Here is a 15,128-nt window from a genome sequence, read left to right as displayed (position 1 = left end):
AAGACTGCCTCAATGTGACGGGTGGTTCCACAAGGGGCCCGTCCGCGTCTGAACGCCCGCTCGCGTCCGGCCGTACTGGAGGGGAGGGAAGCCAGCGCCCTACCGCACCACCGGAGGTACCTCGCCCGTGGCGATCACCAAAGCGGCCCCGCAGCAGACGGACGGCGGGACCGACGACAGCGATGACCGCCGCGCACCGAGGCAGCGGGCCGGCGCGGCCGAGGGCCGGCACCTCAACTCCTCGCTCCTGCTCACCATGCTCATGCTCGGGCTGGTGCTCCTCCAGAGCCCGATCCGCCGCGCGCTCTCCGCACCCGTCATGCAGAGCTGGACGACGGTGTTCGTCGCGGTCATGGTCCAGGCGCTGCCCTTCCTGGTGCTCGGTGTGCTGCTGTCGGCGGCGATCGCGGTGTTCGTGCCGCCGTCCTTCTTCGCCCGTGCCCTGCCCCGCCGCCCCGCCCTCGCCGTCCCGGTCGCCGGAGCGGCGGGCGCGGTGCTGCCGGGCTGCGAGTGCGCGTCCGTACCGGTGGCCGGGGCACTGGTCCGGCGTGGCGTCACCCCGGCCGCGGCGCTGGCGTTCCTGCTGTCCGCGCCCGCGATCAACCCGATCGTGCTGACGGCGACGGCGGTCGCGTTCCCCGGCAATCCGGAGATGGTCCTCGCCCGCCTGGTCGCGAGCCTGCTGGTGGCCTGCGCGATGGGCTGGCTGTGGTTGCGCCTCGGCCGTACGGACTGGTTGAGACCGGCGTCCCGCCACGCCTACGACGGGCAGAGCAAGGGCGAGGCCTTCTGGGGCTCCGTCCGCCACGACGTGATGCACGCCGGCGGCTTCCTGGTGGTCGGCGCGATGGCGGCAGCGACCCTCAAGGCGGTGGTCCCGGAGACGTGGCTGAGCACGGCGGCCGACAACCCGGTGCTGTCGGTCCTGGCCCTGGCGGTCCTCGCCGTGGTGCTGTCGATCTGCTCGGAGGCGGACGCGTTCGTGGCGGCGTCGCTGTCGCAGTTCTCGCTCACGGCCCGGCTCACCTTTCTCGTCGTGGGCCCGATGATCGACCTGAAACTGTTCGCTATGCAGGCGGGCACTTTCGGGCGGGCCTTCGCCCTGCGCTTCGCGCCGGCCACCTTTGTGCTGGCCGTGGTCGTGTCGGTGCTGGTCGGGGCGGTGATCCTGTGAACCGTCAGGCCCAGTCGGCGGTCCTGTTCCTGCTCGGTGCCTCCCTGCTGCACGCGGCCACCACCGACCTTTATCTGCGGTACGTCAAGCAGGGCCTGCGCCCGCTGGTGCTGGTGGCCGGCGTGGTGCTGGTCGCGACGGCGGTGGCGACGGTCTGGTACGAGCGGAAGCGGGCACGGCGGCAGAAACAGCACACTGCCGACCACGGGGACGGCAGCGAGAACCATGAGGACCATGGGAACCCCGAGAAGCATGAGGGCCATAAGAACCCCGAGAGTCACGAGAACCCCGACAGCCATGAGGGCCACGGTCACCGCGAACCCCGCATCTCCTGGCTCCTCGTCCTCCCCCTCCTCGCCCTGATCCTGGTGGCCCCGCCCGCCCTCGGCTCCTACAGCGCGACCCGCACCGGTACGGCCCTCCAGGAGCCCCTGGCCTACCCCGCCCTCCCCGCCGCCGGCCCCCTGAGCCTCAGCCTCGTCGACTACGCGGGCCGCGCCGTCTACGACCACGGCCGCACCCTGCGCCACCGCCAGGTCCAGCTCACCGGCTTCCTTGCCCTGGACCGCGACGGCACCCCCTACCTCGTGCGGATGGCCCTCAACTGCTGTGCCGCCGACGCCCAGCCGGTCAAGGTCGCCCTCACCGGCGAGGTCCCGCCGGTCCTCCAGCCGGACACCTGGCTCCGGGTCACCGGCACCTACGTCCCGCGCCGCGCCGAGGACCCGGTCAACGGCGGCCCGATCCCGTTCATCGAGGTCACGGCGGCCAAGCCGGTGGCGGCGCCGAAGGACCCGTACGACGAGAGCTGGAACAGCTGACGAGTGCACTCTCTTGCCGGTCCCCAGGACGCCCCCTACGCTGAATCTGATGGGTCGTCAGATTCGGGAGGCAAGGCGTGGCCAGTACCGAGAGCGGCACCAAAGACCTGCCCAAAGTCATCAGCGTGGACGATCACGTGATCGAGCCCGCGCACCTCTTCGAGACCTGGCTCCCGGCCAAGTACCGGGACCGGGGCCCGAAGCCCCTCACCGCCGGGATCGGGGAACTCGCGTACGTAGGCGGGAAGTACCGGTTCACGACGGACCCGGAAGGCCAGATCACCGACTGGTGGGAGTACGAGGGCGGCCTGTTCCCGTACAAGCGCATCATCGCGGCCGTCGGCTTCTCCCGGGACGAGATGACACTCGACGGCATCACACGCGAGCAGATGCGGCGCGGCTGCTGGGACCCGAAGGCCCGGCTGGCGGACATGGACATCAACCATGTCGAGGCCTCGCTCTGCTTCCCCACCTTCCCGCGCTTCTGCGGCCAGACCTTCGCCGAGGCCAAGGACAAGGAGGTCGGGCTGGCCTGCGTGCGCGCCTACAACGACTGGATGGTCGAGGAGTGGTGCGGCGACAGCGGCGGCCGGCTGATCCCGCTGTGCCTGATCCCGCTGTGGGACATCGACCTGGCGGTCGCGGAGATCCATCGCAACGCGGCGCGCGGGGTGCGCGCGGTGACGTTCAGCGAGATCCCGACGTATCTCGGGCTGCCGTCCATCCACTCCGGCTACTGGGACCCGTTCTTCGCGGCGTGCGAGGAGACCGGCACGGTGGTCAACATGCACATCGGGTCCTCGTCGCAGATGCCGGCCGCCTCCCCCGACGCCCCGCCCGCCGTGCAGGCCTCGCTGAGCTTCAACAACGCCATGGCGTCGATGATGGACTTCCTCTTCTCCGGGGTCCTCGTGAAGTTCCCGCGGCTGAAACTCGCGTACAGCGAGGGCCAGATGGGCTGGATCCCGTACGCCCTGGAGCGCGCGGACGACGTGTGGGAGGAGCACCGGGCCTGGGGCGGCGTGAAGGACCTGATCCCGGAGCCGCCGTCGACGTACTACTACCGCCAGATCTTCTGCTGCTTCTTCCGCGACAAGCACGGCATCGAGGCGATCGAGACGGTCGGCGTCGACAACGCGACCTTCGAGACGGATTACCCGCACGTCGACTCGACCTGGCCGGAGACGAAGAGGGTGGCCGAGGAGCATGTCGGCGGGCTCTCCGACGAGGTGGCGTACAAGCTGCTGCGCGGAAACGCGATCCGGATGCTCGAACTCCCCTTTGATCAGTGATGGATCAGTGAGGGATCAGGGGACGGTCAGGGCTGGATCAGGGCTGGATCAGGGCTCGATCAGTGATTAAAGGGGCGTGGCCGCTGGGCAGTTCAGTCGTGTAGGCGACGACGGTCCGCGACGGGAGCACGGATGAAGGTCTCGATCGACACCAACCTCTGTTACGGCTCCGCCGAGTGCGTGCACAGGGCTCCGTCCGTCTTCGAGTTCGTGGACGAGTACGGCGTGGTGAGACCGGGACGGGAGGACAGCGGCGACGACCCACAGGTGCGGGAGGCCGCCGAGAAGTGCCCGTCCCAGGCCATCTCCCTCACCGGGTGACGGCACTCACGGACCGGTCGGGTACTGCCACCCGAACGAGCCCAACGCCCGTGCCCTGGCCTCCACCACCGCCATCCGGGCCTGCCGCTCGGCCGGGTCGACGTGCGCCGGCTGACCGGTCATCTGGCCGTCCCACTTCCGGTAGAGCAGCCCCGCATGCGCCGAGAACCAGCCCCGGCTCACGGAGTTGAGCGCGAGCAGCAGGCCCGTGTCCTCGGACGCCGGGAGGGCCATCCAGCCGCCGAGGGCGAGCAGGAGGTCCCGGCGGACGCACAGGGTCGCAGGGTGGACCGGGGCGCGGAAGTCGTTCGCCCGCCAGAAGTCGAGCACGGCGCCCTGCTCGATCGGCCCGTCGTCGGGGTCGCCGGGGAAACCGGCCGTCGAGCCGTCCGGCAGGAGGTCCAGGACCCGTGAGGTCGTCCAGCCGACGGCGGGGTCGGCCTCCAGTACGGCCAGGTCGCGGGCGAGCGTCCCCGGGGTGAGCTGGTCGTCGGCGTCCAGGATCTTGGCGTACTCGCCCTCGGTGTGCGCGAGCGCGACCGTGCGGGCCACACCGGGGCCTCCGGGGCGGCCCTGACGGAAGGTCACCCGCGGGTCGTCGGGGACGTACGGGCGGACCTCGTCGGTCCGGCCGTCCTCCTGGATCACCCAGCGCCACTCCCAGCCCGGCGGCAACTCCTGTGCGCACAGTGACCGGTGGGCCTGCGGCAGGAACGCCGCCGACGGGCCATGGACAGCGGTGACGACGATGACGCGCCGGGACACGGCGGCCCTCACCACCTTTCGGACATGCGAAGGCCCGACCGCTGGCGACGGGGGATGCACCAGCGATCGGGCTGGGGCCAACAGTAACAAGGCTGCCTGCCTCGTGGGAGCCGCCTCATCCGCTGTGATGACGCGTTGTGATCGGGATCACGGAAACCGCTGTCCGTGGCGTCGCCGTCATGCCACTTGCGTCCTCGCCCCGTCACTGAGCGCACTGAGCGCACTGAGCGCGCTGAGTGAGGCGGAGCAGGGGGCCGCGGGCCGTATGCCCGCACGGGCGGGCCTAGTTCGCGCACGGCGGCTCGTACGACAGCCGAGGCAGGTACTCGTGCCATTTCTCCCGTGTCAGCACGCCCTGCGTGGTCGCGCAGACGCGGCTGATCGCCTGGTCGACGTCCAGGTTCCACAGCCGGACGGTGTCGGTGCCGCTGGAGACGCCGAGCATGTGGCTGGTGGGGCTGAACGACAGGAAGTTGCCCGTCGTGGCGTTCGGGCTCATCGCCTGGCCGATGGCCGAGGCGTCGGACGGGCTCGCGACGTTCCACAGCCGGACCGTGTTGTCATTGCCGCCGCTGGCCATATAGCGCCCGCCCTTGCTGAACGTCAGGGAGACGACCGCTTCGGTGTGGCCGGTCAGGGGTCCCCGCGCGGGGTCGCCCGGCGCGGGTCGGTGACGTCCCAGAGCCGTACGGTGTCGTCGTCGCCGCCGCTGGCCAGCGTATGGCCGTCCGGACTGTAGGCGAGCGCGTTGACGGGCCCGGTGTGCCCGGTGAGAGGCGCGCCGCGCAGGGTGGGCCTGCGCGGGTCGGCCACGTTCCACAGCCGGATCGTGCTGTCCGCGCTGCCGCTGGCGAGCGTGCGGCCGTCAGCGCTGAAGACGAGGGAGTTGATGTAGCCGTTGTGCCCCTTGACCGGGGCGCCGAGCGGAACGACGTGCTCGGGGTCGCTGACGTTCCACAGCCGGATGGTGCGGTCGTCGTAGGCGGTGGCCAGCGTGCGCCCGTCCGGGCTGTACGCCAGCGCGTCGGGGCCCATGAACCGGGTGCGCAGGGTGAGCGGCGCCCCGAGCGAGACCGGCCGGGCCGGGTCGCGCACGTCCCACAGATGCACCGCGCGGTTCCCCGTCAGCACCGCGAGGGTGTGGCCGTCGGGGGAGAACAGCAAGGAACGCTGGCCACCGTCGCCCGGCATGAAAGGGGCGTTCAGCAGCACCGGCCGGGCCGGTTTCGCCACGCTCCACAGCCGGACACTGCCGTCGCGTGCGGCCGTGGCCAGCACCCGCCCGTCCGGCCGGAACGCCCCTCCGCGGCCGATCACGTCCGACGTCGGGACCGACCACAGACGGACCTTGCTGTCGCCGCTGCCGGTGGCGAGCGTACGGCCGTCGGGGCTGAACCCGAGCGCGTACATCTCCCCGCTGGCGCCCGCGAGCGGCTCGCCGACCTGCGAGGGAAACGCCCGGTCGCTGACGTTCCACAGGGTCGCGGTGCTGTCCGCACTGGCGGCGGCGAGCATGTCGCCCTCGGGGTTGAAGGCCACTGACCAGATGGGGCCGGTGTGCCCGGTGAGCGGTGCGCCGAGCTGCCGGCCATGGCGGGGGTCGGCGACGTCCCACAGCCGGATCGTGCCGTCCGCGCTGCCGCTGGCGAGGGTGCGGCCGTCCGGGCTGAAGGCGACGGAGTGCACCAGGTCGGTGTGCCCGGCCAGCGTGGAGAGCGCCTTCGGCCGGTCCGCTTCGGCCACGTCCCACAGCCGGATCGTGTCGTCGTCGCCCCCGGCCGCCAGCGTCCTGCCGTCCGGGCTGAACGCCACCGACCGCACGGCGGCACCGGCCCCGGTCAGCGGCTCGCCCAGCGGCTCGGCCCGCTCCGGATCGGTGACGTCCCACAGCCGTACGGTCCGGTCCTCGCTCACGGAGGCGAGCGTACGGCCGTCAGGGCTGAAGGCGACCAGGTAGATCGTGCCGTCATGCCCGGTCAAGGGCGCCCCGAGCGCACGCGGCCGGGTCGGCTGCCGTACGTCCCACAGCCGGACCGTGCCGTCGTCCGAGGCACTGGCGAGGGTGTTGCCGTCCGGGCTGAAGACGGCGCTGCTCACCCAACTGGTGTGCCCGGCCAGGGGTTCGCCCAAGGGCTTGGGCCGCTCCTGGTCGGAGACGTCCCACAGCCGCACGGTCCGGTCGTAGCTGGCGGTGGCCAGGAGCCGTCCGTTCGGGCTGAAGGTGGTCAGGTAGACGGCGCCGGTGTGGCCGCGCAGGGGCGTGGCCAGCGGGGCGTTCACGATCGATATCAGCCGGCTCCTGGTGTCCTCGTCGTCCGGGCGCAGCCGGTGGGCCACCAGGTCGAGCTGGGCGGACAGGGACGGGTCGGTGTACTGGAAGCGGTCGGCCTCGGCGAGCACCTGCGCGTACACGGCGTCGTCCCGCTGCTGCCAGGCGACCACCGCCGCCCCGACGGCCACCATCACCAGCGCGACCAGCGCCGCGACCGCGCTCCGCATGATCCAGACCGTACGCCTGCGCAGCCTGACCGAGGCGGCGAGGAACTCCACCGCGCCCCGGGTCAGGAAGGTGTCCCCGGCCGACCGTGCCCAACTGTGGGCCTGCTCCAGCCGGGAGCCCCGGTACAGCAGCGACGAGTCCCGCGCGGACTCGTCCCAGGCCCGGCCGTCCTCCTCCAGCCGCTGGCGCAGCAGATTGCCCTGCCGGTCCTCGTCGATCCAGTCCCGCAGCCGCGGCCAGGCATGGAGCAGCGCCTCGTGCGTGATCTCCACGGTCTCCGCGTCCAGCGTGACCAACCGGGCCCGCACCAGCGCCTCGAGCGACTCCTCCGTCTTGTTCGGGTCCGTCGACTCCTTCGCCAGCTGCCGCCGCGTTCCCCGCCGCCGGGTCGCCTGTGTGTCCTCGCCGAGCCGGACCAGCCTGAGCAGCAGCAGCCGCGCGGCGGTACGCGCCGCCGGATCGAGGCCGGACCAGGCGCGCTCGGCGGTGGCCGCCACGGCACCCTGAATCCCGCCGGCCGCCCGGTACCCGGCCAGCGTCAGCCGCCCGGCCTTGCGCCGTTGCCAGGTGGCGAGCAGCGCGTGCGACAGCAGCGGCAACGCCCCCGCGTCATGCGTCCCCCGCGGCCCGTCCGCACTCACCTCCCGCACGATCAGTTCCGCCAGCCCCGGCTCCAACTCCAGCCCCACAGCCTTGGCCGGCCCGCTCACCGCCTCCCGCAACTCCGAGGCCGTGAGCGGCCCGAGCACCATGTGCCGGTGCTGCAACGCGTCGGCCAGCTCCGGATGCCCGAGACACTGCTCGTAGAAGTCGGCACGGATGCCGAGGACGACGAGGACGGGCGGGGGATCGCCGGGTCCGGCGGGGGTGCAGGCGGCGTGCAGGAGCCGGACGAAGGCACGGCGGTCCGCTTCGTCGGGGCAGAGGGTGAAGGTCTCCTCGAACTGGTCGACGATGAGGACGGGCGGGGTGGTGGGGTCAACTGGCCTGAGAGAACTGGTGGCAGTGGTGCCGGAAGAGAGATCAGGGTCGGCGCCGGCATCGGCGCCGGAAGCCGCGCGCCGGGCCCAGGCGAGGATGGCGGCGCGTGTACGGCGCCCGAAGTCGGCACACGGCTCGTCGGCGCCGTTCTCATCGGTGCCGTTCTCGTCCGCGTTCGCCGCCCTGTACCCCGAGCCCTCTGCCTCCGCCGACCGGACGACATCTGCGAGTTCCGGTATACGACGGGTCAGCTCGGCAAGCGGATCGGCGCCCGGCACAAGCTGCACCACAGCGCCCGCCGGACCGCTGCCACCCGCCCCGCCCAGGGCGCCGTCGCGCAGGGCCGTCACCAGACCGGCGTTCAGCAGGGAGGACTTGCCGGCCCCCGAGGCACCGACGAGCATGACGAGACCGCCGGTCTTCTCCACGGCACGGAGCTGAGCGACCAGCGCGTCGGTACTCCGCTCCCGCCCGAAGAACCAACGGGTGTCCTGCTGCCGGTACGAGGCCAGCCCCCGATAGGGGCACACCCCACCGGACACCGCAGGCGCCTCGACCGCAGCCTGGGGATCCCCCTCTTCCCCGGAGGTCGCCCGCTCCCACAGCCGCTGCCACTGACCGAGGTCGTACAGCCCGGCGGACACGGGCGTGGGCCGAGCGCGGCGCGCCTGGGGAACCAGGACATGCAGTACGGCCGACAGCACGGCGAACTGGGCGGGCACGTTCTTGGCCCGACGCCAGTCACTGATCCGCTGGGCGGACACCCGTACTTGACGCCCCCGCTCATCGACCCGCTGAAGCCGTACGACCGCGTCGGCCACGCTCTTGAGCGGCGGGTTGCCGGCCTCCTTGTAGAGCAGCGCAAGCCTCTCCGCAAAGGCTGTGCGCGCTGCCGAGTCGGAACTCAAGCCCTCCACTCCCTCACTCCGCCGCTGCTCGGCCCCACCTGGTCTTCCGGACCGGAAAACTCACTTTATATGGCTGACCTGCGGCTAAGTCGGCGTCCGGAGACCGGACGCTGCTCTCCGGCCCCCTCGACTGGCAGGATCACGACGCAATTGCGCATCCCTCGCGCGACGCCCAGGCAGGCCACCAGCCCAGAGCCCGGAGAGACCACTCATGGCGCCGCATGTTCTCGGACACCTTCGACACGATCCGTTTTCGCAGGAACTACGGGTCCCCGGCGCCGCCCCAGTCCAGCTCGACCCGCACTGACCCGCCGACACGGCGCGTCCCCCACGGGTCGACACCTCCTCGCCGTTCGGCACCGGTCCCCACGAGGGGAGGGACCGGTGCCGGACGACGCGGCTGCCTGGCCGACGGGTACCTGAGTGACCGTGAGCACGGTCCTGCCCTGGACGCGCCCTCAGGCGGCGCGGTCGTGCGCTGTCCGGGCGTCCGCGAGCGTGAGCACGGGTCACGCAGATGGACACGCAGATGGAGTCGCAACACAAACAGGTCGGCCAGGTACTCATGCGAGTACCTGGCCGACCTGGTGTTTCACTGTCGGGGTGGCGGGATTTGAACCCACGACCTCTTCGTCCCGAACGAAGCGCGCTGCCAAGCTGCGCTACACCCCGATGTCACTGCTGTCGCGGCGACGTCGTTTACTTTAGCCCACCGGTGGCTGGAGACGAAATCCGGTTTTCGTGCGGCGGTGGACGCGGTGGCGGATGGGGTTAGGGCGGGCGTGGTCGAGGGCCACGAGGGCGATGGCCAGGGCGTAGATGGCCAGGCCGATGAGGAGGGCGTTGCCGAGGACGCTCTTGTAGCCGTGCTGGGCCACGTCGAGGAAGGGGTAGAGGTAGCGGGCCGGCGTGCCGGGGAGGAGTTCGCCTCGGGTGAGGGTGACCGCCAGGTAGGTGAGGGGGTAGAGCAGCCAGGTCGCCGCCGGGCGCAGGTGCAGCTGGCGGGGGGCCGTCAGGAGCAGCCAGTCCAGCAGGGCCGCGATGGGTGTCGCCGTATGCAGGACCTGGGTGGTGATCGCGTGCCAGCCCGTGGGGTCGGCTGCCTCGCCCGTGAGGACGCCGGGGAGGGCGTAAGGGCTTGACTCGTTGGCCAGCAGCAGGTGATAGACGAGGCCCGTGACCAGGGCGTAGAGCAGCGTGGCGCCCGTCAGCGCGGAGGGCAGGGGGCGGCGGGCGCTCCAGGCGCGGCGGGCCGAGAGGATGAAGACCAGGGCCAGCAGGATGTTGGCCTGGATCGCGAAGTGGCTCAGGGTGCGCAGCGGGCTGCCGAGGGTCAGTTCGACGGCGACCGCCGCGGCCGCGGCCAGGGCGACCAGCAGGCGGCACACCGCTGCCAGGGGGCGGCGGGCGGGGGCCACCACCGCGGTGGCGGGGACGTGGGACGGCAGCAGCGCGGGGATGCCCGGTATCGCGGGGAGGTCCGGGATGTCCCTGGGTATCGGGGCTGTCATGCCCTCACGCTAAGCAGGGTGGGCAAAACGGGCGATACGGGTGGTCCGTGCGGGTTACGCCGAGCGGCCGGACGGCCCATCCCCTGACCCTTGCCCCACCCGCATCAACAGCACCTACTCCCGCCCCACCAAAGTCAACAGCGTCGCCTCCGGCGGGCACGCGAACCGGAACGGGGTGTAGCGGTTCGCGCCGCAGCCTGCCGAGACGTGCAGGTAGGACGTACGGCCCTCCGCCGTGTGCGTGGACAGGCCCTTCACGCGGTCCGTGTCGAGGTCGCAGTTGGTGACCAGGGCGCCGTAGAAGGGGATGCAGAGCTGGCCGCCGTGGGTGTGGCCGGCCAGGATCAGGGGTAGTCGTCGGCCGTGTAGGAGTCCAGGACGCGCAGGTACGGCGCGTGCACCACGCCCATCGCGAGGTCGGCGGCGCCGGACGGGCCCCCGGCCACCCGCTCGTAGCGGTCCCTCTTGATGTGCGGGTCGTCGAGGCCGGTGAGCTCCACCGACACGCCCTCGACCTTCAGCGTCCCGCGGGTGTTCGTGAGGTTGAGCCAGCCCGCGGCGTCGAAGCCGTCGCGCAGGTCCTCCCAGGGGTTGTGGATCGCGCCGACGGCGGGTGCGTTGCCGTTCAGGCCGTGCCGGCCCTGGGTCTTCTCCAGCAGGTAGCGGGCGGGGTTGCGCAGCTTCGGGCCGTAGTAGTCGTTCGACCCGAAGACGTACGCCCCGGGGAACTGCATCAGCGGACCCAGCGCGTCCAGCACCTCCGGCACGCCCTCCGGGTCGGAGAGGTTGTCGCCGGTGTTGATCACGAAGTCCGGGCGCAGGCCCGCCAGCGAGCGCAGCCAGCGCTGCTTCTTGCGCTGGCCGCCGACCATGTGGATGTCGGAGACCTGGAGCACGCGCAGCGGACGCATGCCCGCGGGCAGGACGGGGACCGTCACCCGTCGCAGGCGGAAAGAGCGGGCCTCGAAACCCGCCGAATACAGCAGACCGGCGGCGCCAACCGCCGTGATGCCCAGGGGTACTCCGTATCGCGCACGCATACGACCATCGTGTCAGACCGGCGAAGTCCCCGTGCCCGGTCGCCTCCGGTACGGCATCGACGTGCACGCCCCTTGAAATCAAGGGGCGTTCCCTGCCCCACACCTGCGACAATCGACGCCATGACCACGCTCAAGTCGAAGCTGCAGGAAGACCTCAACGCCGCGATCAAGGAGCGCGACGAGCTCCGCTCCTCGACGCTCCGGCTGACGCTCGCCGCGATCACCAAGGAGGAGGTCGCGGGCAAGGAGAAGCGCGTGCTCTCCGACGACGAGGTGCAGAAGGTGATCACCCGCGAGGCGAAGAAGCGCCGTGAGGCGGCCGAGGCCTTCGCGCAGGGTGGTCGTGCCGAGTCCGCCGAGCGGGAGAAGGCGGAGGGCGAGGTCCTCGCCACGTACCTGCCGAAGCAGCTCAGCGACGACCAGCTGAACCAGATCGTCGCCCAGGCCGTCGAGGAGGCCAAGGCGGCCGGCGCCGAGGGCCCGCGGGCCATGGGCGCCGTCATGAAGATCGTGAACCCGAAGGTGGCCGGTCAGGCGGAGGGCGGCCGTGTGGCCGCGGTGGTCAAGAAGCTGCTCGCCGGCTGACGCCTACGGCACGGCAGGCGGTGTGGCTGCCGACCGCTCCACCTCGGACGACAGACGGCCCCTGTCCCTTCGTACGGAAGGACAGGGGCCGTCCCCTTTCTCAAGGCCGCGTCAGCCGCGTCAGCCGCGCCCCCCGGTGCCGCCCCCGTTCGACTGCCCCTGCCACCAGCCCTCGGGGATCGAGAAGGAGGGCGTCGGGAACGTACCGCCGTCCGCGCCGCCGTTGTTGCCGCCGTTGTTCCCGCCGCCGACCAGGCCGCCGATGACGTTCTCGTCGCCGTTGTTTCCGTCGCCGTTCTCGTCGCCGTCCTCGTCCTCGTCACCGCGGCCCCGGTCCGGCTTGTCCTCCGGGATGTGGACGGTGTTGAAGTTCTCGTCGGGCTTGCCGTCGAGGGCGCCGTTCATCGCGTCCCGCCAGATCGGGCCCGGGACCCGGCCGCCGTAGACGAGGTCGTGGTACTCGCCGCCGATGTAGATGTTCCGCATCTTGACCTTCTGGGTGGCGCTGCCGACCCAGACGGCGCCCGAGAGGTTCGGCGTGTAGCCGACGAACCAGGCGTTGCGGCGCTCGTCCGTCGTACCCGTCTTACCGGCGCTCTGGCGGTTGGTGAGACCGGCCTCCTTACCCGTGCCGGAGTCGACCACGCCCTGCAGCAGGGTGTTGATGGTGTCCGCGGTCTGCTCGGACATCGCCCGCGAGCACGTCGACTTAGGCACCTCGAGCGGCTTCTGCTCCCCGCCGACCTTCTGCGAGATCGACTCGATGGCGATCGGCGTGCAGTACATGCCGCGGGAGGCGAAGGCGGCGTACGCGCTAGCCATCGTCAGCGGGGAGAGGCCGATCGAACCGAGGGTGACGGAGGGGGTCTCCGGGAGCTTGTCGCCGTTGCCCTGCCGGACCTGCAGCTTGTCGGTGATGTTGACCACCGGGCACAGCCCGATGTCGGCGACCATCTGCACAAAGTAGGTGTTGACCGACAGCTCCATCGCCTTCCGCAGGCGGTAGGGGCCGCGCTCCGACTCGGCTTCGTTCTCCAGCTTCTCGCCGCGCAGGTTGGTCCACGGCTTGCTGTCGCACGTCTGGACCGGGCTCGGGTACTCCATCTCGTACGGCGACGGGTACTCCTGCGTCGGCGGGCGCCCCTCCTCCAGCGCGGCCGCCGCGACGAACGGCTTGAACGTCGAACCGGTCGGGAAGCCGAAGTTGGATCCGCCGTAGGCCGCGTCGACCGAGTAGTTGTACTCGGTCTCGTTCTTGTCGTAGCCGTACGGCTTCGACTGGCCCATGCCGAGGACCTTGCCGGTGCCGGGCTCGACGAGGGTGGTCGCGGCGGCGACCTTGTCGTCCTGGTTGACGTGGTCCTTGAGCGAGGCCTGGACCGATTCCTGGGCCTGCGGGTCGAGGGTCGTCGTGATGGTCAGGCCGCCGCGGTTCCAGATCTTGGCGCGGGCCTCGCGGTTCTTGCCGAAGACCGGGTCGCTGAGGAAGACCTTTTCGACGTACTGGCAGAAGAAGCCGGCGCCCTTGACCGCGGTGATGCAGCCGTTGTTGGGCTTCCTGACCTTCAGGCCGAGCGGTGCCTCCTTGGCCTTGTCGGCCTCCGCCCGGGAGACGTCGCCGACGTCGGCCATGCGCTGCAGGACGATGTTGCGCCGCTTGATGGCCTCGGCCTCGTCGTTGACCGGGTCGTAGCGGCTCGGCGACTGGACGATGCCGGCGAGCAGGGCCGCTTCCTGGAGCTTGAGGTCCTTGGCGGACTTGGAGAAGTAGCGCTGGGAGGCGGCCTCGACGCCGTACGCCTGCTGGCCGAAGAACGTGATGTTCAGGTAGTTCTCGAGGATCTTCTTCTTGCCGAGCTCCTCCTCGACCTGGATCGCGTACTTCAGCTCCTTGATCTTGCGGCCGAGGGTCTGCTGGGTGGCCTGCGCGACCTTCGTCGCGTCGTCGCCGGCCTCCTCGACGAAGACGTTCTTCACGTACTGCTGGGTGAGCGTGGACGCGCCCTCGGTGACGCCGCCGCTCTGCGCGTTGCGGTTGAGGGCGCGCAGGACGCCCTTCAGGTCGACCGCGCCATGCTGGTAGAAGCGGGCGTCCTCGATCGCGACGATCGCCTTCTGCATGAACGGCGAGATGTCCTTGAGGTCGACCACTGTACGGTCGCGCGAGTAGACCGAGGCGATCTGGTCGCCCTTGGCGTCCAGGATCGTGGTGCGCTGGCTCAGCGGCGGCGTCTTGAGACTGACCGGGAGCTCGTCGAAACTCTCGACCGAACCCTTGGCCGCGAGCCCCAGCGCGCCGACGGCGGGCAACGCGATTCCGGCCAGCACGGCTCCCGCGAGCACACTGACACCGAGGAACTTGGCGGCCTGTTGCGTTGGCGACAGCCCACCGCCCGAGCGCTTCTTTGGCATGGGGGCAGCCTAAACCGTAGAGATGAGCGAACCGAGGGCCCACCGTGCGCGAGCAGAGCTCACTCATGGATGCAGCCCATTCGCCGGACAGGCATGCAGGCCTTGGCCTAAGCTGCTCTCAACTGTCACAACAGTGCGGCCACGTATCAATACGTCCGGCGACCCCGAATCGTTCCGGAGGTTCCCCACTTTTTTGGTGGGGGCGTGTCCGAATCCGCCTTGTGTGTCATCCGGCGTCCGTTGTGACTCAACTGAACTGTCCCGGTTTGACGGGAAAGTCACGCATGTCGCCAGCTCACTCCCCCGGGTGATCTGCCGCTTACGCATAGTCCGTTCGGGCCATTCAAGATTGGGCCCGAAGGGGGTGTTGCGCTGTGCCCACCTTCCGTAACGTCCTCAACTGGCGGCGGTGAATATGCCGCTGCCGCCGTGGGGAGCCTCGATTCGGGAGAGGACGGCGCCGGTATGGGCTGGGTAGTCGACTGGAGTGCGCAGGCGGCCTGCCGCACTACCGATCCGGATGAACTGTTCGTTCAGGGAGCAGCGCAGAACAGGGCCAAGGCGGTGTGCACCGGATGCCCGGTGCGCACGGAGTGCCTGGCGGACGCGCTGGACAACCGCGTCGAGTTCGGCGTGTGGGGAGGAATGACCGAGCGGGAGCGCCGTGCGCTGCTGCGCAGGCGGCCCACCGTGACCTCCTGGCGTCGGCTGCTGGAGACCGCGCGCTCGGAGTACGAGCGGGGCGCGGGCATCCTGCCGCTCGACGACGACCAGGTGTACGAGGACTTCGCGGCGGTGAGCTGAGGAGGTCAGGGCTG

11 protein-coding genes, 1 tRNA gene and 1 pseudogene are annotated in these 15,128 nt (G+C 70.6%); 6 read left to right on the top strand and 7 right to left on the bottom strand.

The window, feature by feature from the left end; genetic code table 11:
• Positions 1-127: 127 nt before the first annotated feature.
• The 4 genes from OHO27_RS18450 (at position 128) to OHO27_RS18435 (ending at position 3,608) form a co-directional block, all read left to right on the top strand.
• A complete protein-coding gene (locus OHO27_RS18450) occupies positions 128-1,174 on the top strand; it encodes a permease (RefSeq protein ID WP_328425274.1) in 1,047 nt (348 codons plus the stop codon).
• Positions 1,171-1,995 carry a TIGR03943 family putative permease subunit gene (locus OHO27_RS18445; protein WP_328425272.1) on the top strand — a complete coding sequence of 275 codons (825 nt, stop codon included), beginning with the start codon at positions 1,171-1,173 and terminating at the stop codon, positions 1,993-1,995. Before OHO27_RS18450 ends, OHO27_RS18445 begins: the two co-directional genes overlap by 4 nt.
• A 77-nt stretch (positions 1,996-2,072) precedes the next feature.
• Positions 2,073-3,287: an amidohydrolase family protein gene (locus OHO27_RS18440; RefSeq protein ID WP_328425270.1), complete on the top strand. Its 1,215-nt coding sequence runs from the start codon at positions 2,073-2,075 to the stop codon at positions 3,285-3,287.
• Between the two features lie 132 nt (positions 3,288-3,419).
• Positions 3,420-3,608 carry a ferredoxin gene (locus tag OHO27_RS18435; RefSeq protein WP_328425268.1) on the top strand — a complete coding sequence of 63 codons (189 nt, stop codon included), beginning with the start codon at positions 3,420-3,422 and terminating at the stop codon, positions 3,606-3,608.
• 6 nt (positions 3,609-3,614) lie between these two features.
• Here OHO27_RS18435 and OHO27_RS18430 read toward each other — a convergent pair whose 3' ends face one another.
• From OHO27_RS18430 to OHO27_RS18410, 6 genes and pseudogenes are all read right to left on the bottom strand, one after another.
• Complete coding sequence (locus tag OHO27_RS18430) at positions 3,615-4,373, bottom strand: glycosyltransferase family 2 protein (RefSeq protein ID WP_328425266.1); 759 nt, start codon at positions 4,371-4,373, stop codon at positions 3,615-3,617.
• A gap of 283 nt (positions 4,374-4,656) precedes the next feature.
• The gene (locus OHO27_RS43150) at positions 4,657-4,953 is read right to left on the bottom strand and encodes a hypothetical protein (RefSeq protein WP_443059744.1); all 297 of its coding nucleotides are present in this window, start codon (positions 4,951-4,953) and stop codon (positions 4,657-4,659) included.
• Positions 4,954-5,006: 53 nt separating this feature from the next.
• Positions 5,007-8,771, bottom strand: a complete 3,765-nt coding sequence (locus OHO27_RS18425; RefSeq protein ID WP_443059561.1) for an nSTAND1 domain-containing NTPase — start codon at positions 8,769-8,771, stop codon at positions 5,007-5,009.
• 589 nt (positions 8,772-9,360) lie between these two features.
• Positions 9,361-9,434 (bottom strand) — tRNA-Pro (locus OHO27_RS18420).
• A 32-nt stretch (positions 9,435-9,466) separates the two neighbouring features.
• Complete coding sequence (locus OHO27_RS18415) at positions 9,467-10,273, bottom strand: Pr6Pr family membrane protein (RefSeq protein WP_328425264.1); 807 nt, start codon at positions 10,271-10,273, stop codon at positions 9,467-9,469.
• A gap of 114 nt (positions 10,274-10,387) precedes the next feature.
• Positions 10,388-11,313: pseudogene (locus OHO27_RS18410) on the bottom strand (metallophosphoesterase).
• Between the two features lie 120 nt (positions 11,314-11,433).
• On the opposite strand from OHO27_RS18410, the gene OHO27_RS18405 reads away from it, so the two are divergent.
• A complete protein-coding gene (locus OHO27_RS18405) occupies positions 11,434-11,898 on the top strand; it encodes a GatB/YqeY domain-containing protein (RefSeq protein ID WP_328425262.1) in 465 nt (154 codons plus the stop codon).
• 120 nt (positions 11,899-12,018) lie between these two features.
• Here the strand turns inward: OHO27_RS18405 and OHO27_RS18400 are convergent, their stop codons facing one another.
• On the bottom strand, positions 12,019-14,310 hold the full coding sequence (locus OHO27_RS18400) for a transglycosylase domain-containing protein (protein WP_328425260.1): 2,292 nt from the start codon (positions 14,308-14,310) through the stop codon (positions 12,019-12,021).
• 465 nt (positions 14,311-14,775) lie between these two features.
• Between OHO27_RS18400 and OHO27_RS18395 the strand changes: the two genes are divergently transcribed.
• On the top strand, positions 14,776-15,114 hold the full coding sequence (locus tag OHO27_RS18395; protein ID WP_328425258.1) for a WhiB family transcriptional regulator: 339 nt from the start codon (positions 14,776-14,778) through the stop codon (positions 15,112-15,114).
• Positions 15,115-15,128 lie beyond the last annotated feature (14 nt).

Origin of the sequence: Streptomyces sp. NBC_00443, from assembly GCF_036014175.1 — a bacterium.
In the GTDB taxonomy this organism is placed as follows: domain Bacteria; phylum Actinomycetota; class Actinomycetes; order Streptomycetales; family Streptomycetaceae; genus Streptomyces.
The sequence above is the reverse complement of the archived record's forward strand: the minus strand, read 5'-3'. Positions and strand labels throughout refer to the sequence as shown.